The sequence below is a fragment of the Prochlorococcus sp. ALOHA_ZT_50 genome (assembly GCF_022447305.1).
In the GTDB taxonomy this organism is placed as follows: Bacteria; Cyanobacteriota; Cyanobacteriia; order PCC-6307; family Cyanobiaceae; genus Prochlorococcus_A.
On record NZ_JAKVCI010000048.1, the window covers coordinates 1 to 4,211 of the forward strand.

At 33.8% G+C, this 4,211-nt stretch carries 3 protein-coding genes and 1 tRNA gene; 1 reads left to right on the top strand and 3 read right to left on the bottom strand.

Going from position 1 to position 4,211, the window contains the following annotated elements:
* Positions 1-676: 676 nt before the first annotated feature.
* Positions 677-1,579, bottom strand: a complete 903-nt coding sequence (locus MK115_RS08935) for an ArnT family glycosyltransferase (RefSeq protein WP_287610839.1) — start codon at positions 1,577-1,579, stop codon at positions 677-679.
* 18 nt (positions 1,580-1,597) lie between these two features.
* Positions 1,598-1,669: transfer RNA gene (locus MK115_RS08940), tRNA-Thr, on the bottom strand.
* A gap of 54 nt (positions 1,670-1,723) precedes the next feature.
* On the opposite strand from MK115_RS08940, the gene MK115_RS08945 reads away from it, so the two are divergent.
* Positions 1,724-1,960, top strand: coding sequence for a DUF3493 domain-containing protein (locus MK115_RS08945; protein WP_287610841.1), 237 nt, complete (start codon positions 1,724-1,726; stop codon positions 1,958-1,960).
* Positions 1,961-1,976: 16 nt separating this feature from the next.
* On the opposite strand, the gene infB is transcribed toward MK115_RS08945, so the two are convergent.
* Positions 1,977-4,211: translation initiation factor IF-2 (gene infB, locus MK115_RS08950; RefSeq protein WP_287610843.1), on the bottom strand; the 2,235-nt coding region annotated here is incomplete at its 5' end.

Genomic DNA, 4,211 nt, shown 5'->3' on the forward strand with positions numbered 1-4,211 from the left:
TAGTTGTTATATTCAAATTACTTTTTTCCCTTCGACAGAACCTACAATGGCCTTGGATCAATGGTTATTTACAACAATAAAAAACAGGTATTGTTTTTCACATTTTTAAAATATATAGTGTTTTGTTGTGGGAGGTATTTTGTATATGTACAGATTTGATTTCTTTTATATATCAATGAAAAGTTATCTGAAGTGGCTTAGTGGTGATGTGAGCAGACCATTGGCATTAACGAAAAATTGTAAAAGTTTATAGAATTTTTTTTTATCTTTGTGTTATCTAAATGTAAATATATGTACTACTTTCTAAATAAATGGCTATAATGCTGCTAGAAAGACTCAGGCCTTTTAGAATCTTTATCTAAAAGACCACTCACACGTGACTCCACAAGCCTAATAAAAAGTCGAGTCAGTAAAATAATCATCTACAAACTTGATCGAAAAAGAGAAAAGTTTATCGAAAAGTTTCCTTCACTTTTTCCCTAATCGATTCCATTTCGTTAGTTTTTCTTGAGTTTACCTGCTCTCAGGCGGAAAAGGTGATTTTGGTTGACGTGCGTTTGTGTACACCATTTTTCAATTTCAACATGTCTTTAATCTAGAGGGTTATTAGGGAAAAAATTGACTCATGTTGTTGATCATTTAGAGTTGTCCTAACTCGTTAGGCGGCCTAAAAATATTATTGGACTAAGCCTGTCCAGTGTCCAACATCAGTTTTCAAGTGCAATTTTTTTTTCATTAAACCCTCTAAATCTACTTTGGTGGAGTGGCCAATAATTGCAAAAAAGCTCCATGGCAGAAATGTTACAGGTACATTCCAGAAGTAATAATAGAAAGGATTTGTAAAAGTATTTTTACTTGATAGAAAGTTAAACTTTTCAACTAAGTAAAAAATAATATTTTTGTCTAAATAAGGGTTGATAGAAAATGTCCAGAATAAAAAAGGAATAAATCCAATTAGTAGTCCTAACCAAAAGAATTTGATGAATAAAAAATTTTTTTTAAAAAAAATATATGGTATGAGTGATAATAACGGTACAAAAACTAAAAAAGTTTTCATCATAAAAGCTAAACCAATCCAAATTCCAAAAAGCAGAATATAGAATTTGTTATTTTTACTTTTTATTTTGACTAAAGCTAATACTCCAATAGTTACTAAACATGAATAAATAATATCTTGAGTGGCTAAGTGTGAGTAGTCAAACCATAGATATGTAGTAGCAAGGATTAGTGGAGATATAATTGCATATTTTTTATTAAATAATTCTTCATGTAATTTATAAGTTGTAAATAGCATCAATATTGAAGCGACTGTTGTTGGTAGATATGCAGAAAAAATATTTCTTCCAAATAAGTCTTGTGACTTTGCTATTAAAAACTGTAATCCTATTGTTCTATCTAAAACATATTCATCCCACCAAAGTGGAATTGTCCAGTTACCTTTTTCTAATATCCATCTAGCTTGTAGTGCATAAAAACCTTCATCAAACGCAATATAACTTCTTTTGCCAAAATAAAATATAAGAGGAATAAAAACAAATAATTTAAAAAGATTTCTAAATTTTAAAATTTTATTAACCATTTTAATTTGCTTTGTAAGTGCCGATAATTGGAATTGAACCAATGACCTACTGTTTACGAGACAGTTGCTCTACCGCTGAGCTATACCGGCCAAATTAAATATTGAATTTTTCATATAGACTTAATTTTATAATTGAAAGAATTTATGTCAAAAATAGATCCTGAATTGAAAAAGAAATTATTAAAGGAATCCCAAGCTCCTTTCAAGGGATTGAGAAGAATATTGTGGATAGCTTTTAGCGGTTCTGCATTTTTGGGACTTCTAATAATGCTTTCTAGAATTGCGAATGGAACTGAATTACAGCTAAATAACCTTCTCATACAGTTGGGTGCTTGTGTAATATTTCCTACTTTATTAATCTTTGACAGAAATAAAGATTAATAAGCTAGATGTTTAATTATTGTGATAAGGTCCTCTTTTTGGTGACAAATTTGAATGCTTCGATTACATCTCCTTCAATCCATGAAGAGAATTTATCGCAGCCAACTCCACATTCAAATCCTGTATTTACTTCTTTTACATCATCTTTAGCTCTTTTTAGAGAGTCTAAATTACCCTCAAATATTACTTTCTCTGATCTAATAACTCTCAGAGAACAATTCCTTTGTAATTTGCCAGTTTGTATATAACAGCCTGCAATAGCTCCTTTACCAACTGCGAAAGTTGCTCTAACTTCAGCTTGCCCTAATGATTCTTCGACAAGATCGGGTTCAAGTAGCCCTTCCATGGCCAACTGAATATCTTCTAAGAGTTTATAAATTACTTCATATTCTCTTATATCAACGTCATTAGCATCAGCTGCTCTCTTCGCGCCAGAAGCCAATGAGGTGTTAAATCCAATGATTACTGACCCAGATGCAGCAGCGAGATCTATATCTGTCTCAGTTATTTCTCCAGGAGCAGAAAGTAGGACTCTGACTTGAACTTCATTTTTTGGTAATTGTTCTAGTGATCCTAATATCGCTTCAACACTACCTTGAACATCAGCCTTGAGAATTAAGTTTAACTCCTTTAGTTCTCCATCATTTGCTTGAGTTGATAAGGATGATAAGCTGACTCTTCTAGAGGCCATTTGCTGAGCTAATTTTGTGGCTCTAGCATCTGTTGCCCTTTCTCCGACAATGGCTCGAGCAGTTTTCTCATCAGGGTAGACTTCGAATTCATCTCCTGCAGTGGGTACTTCACTGAATCCTAGCGCTTCCACTGGGAATGATGGTCCTGCTTCTTTGATTCTATTACCATGTTCATCAACCATTGCTCTAATTTTTCCAAGGACTGAACCCGCAGCTAAAACATCTCCAGATTTCAAGGTTCCATTTTGTACTAACAAAGTAGCCACAGGCCCTTTTGCTTTGTCTAGGTGGGCTTCAATAACAGTACCTTTTGCAAATCTATCAGGGTTAGCTTGTAGATCTTCTACCTCTGAAACTAATAAAATCATTTCGAGTAATTTATCAATGTTTTGTTTTTTGATAGCACTTACTGGAACCATCACTGTATCTCCTCCCCAATCTTCAGCAATTAAATCTTTTTCTGATAGTTCCTGCTTTACTCTGTCTGGAGATGCCCCTTCTTTGTCAATTTTATTTATTGCAACAACAATTGGTACTTTTGCAGCTCTTGCATGACTGATAGCTTCTAGTGTTTGAGGTCTGCAACCATCATCTGCAGCAACTACAAGAACAGCTACATCTGTAACCTTTGTACCCCTTGCTCTCATTGCAGTAAAGGCTTCATGACCAGGGGTATCAAGAAAAGTTAATTTTTTCTTTTGAGATTCATGTTCAAATTCAACTTGATAAGCTCCTATGTGTTGAGTGATGCCCCCTGCTTCCCCCGAAGCTACTCTTGATTCTCTGATGGAATCTAAAAGACTTGTTTTGCCATGATCTACATGACCCATCACTGTAATAACAGGTGGTCTTCTTATTAGATTATCAATATCTTCAGATTCAATCATATCTACTGTTTTCTCAGCAGCTTCTTGGATATCATCTTGCAAAACAGGTACCCCAAATTCTTCTGCTACTGTTTCAATAGTTGCTAAGTCAAGTGATTGAGTAACAGTTGCAGTTATTCCTTTAAAAAAAAGAGATTTGATTATTTCAGAACTTTCAAGACTTAATTTATCGGCTAATTCTTGGACTGTTAAATTATCTTCGGGCACGATTATCATTTCAGGTCTTACTTGTTTGGCTTCTTTGGCAGCCTTTAACTCCATAGCTCTTCTTTTCTGTCTTTGCCTAGTAGTCTCTTTTTTCTTCTTTTTAAATTGTTTGATAGATTTTTGAGTTTTAGTTTCCTCGGACTTTTCTTTCTTAGGACGCGCTAGACTTGCTGATAAAATTGAAATTTTCTCGCCTGAATATCCACTAGTTTCAGATGTTAATGAATCATCATTCTCACCGATAATATGAACTTTCTGTCTTTGTTTTTGGGGATTTTTGCTTCTTAATGCTTCAAGTTTTGCGCTATCGTCCCAGTCTGTCTTTCCAGGTTTTTTAGAATTATTTGAAAATGTTCTATGGGGTGGTTTTTTTGAATTAGGTGCAGTTTGTGGACGAGTATTTGGAGCTTTTGCCTTCTGTTTCGTTGTCTCAACATTCTGTATTTCGTTTTTCTTTACAACTTT

Coding starts and splice junctions, on each gene's coding strand:
- MK115_RS08945 (WP_287610841.1), top strand. CDS start 1,724: ATGTCAAAAATAGATCCTGAATTGAAAAAGAAATTATTAAAGGAATCC.
- MK115_RS08935 (WP_287610839.1), bottom strand. CDS start 1,579: ATGGTTAATAAAATTTTAAAATTTAGAAATCTTTTTAAATTATTTGTT.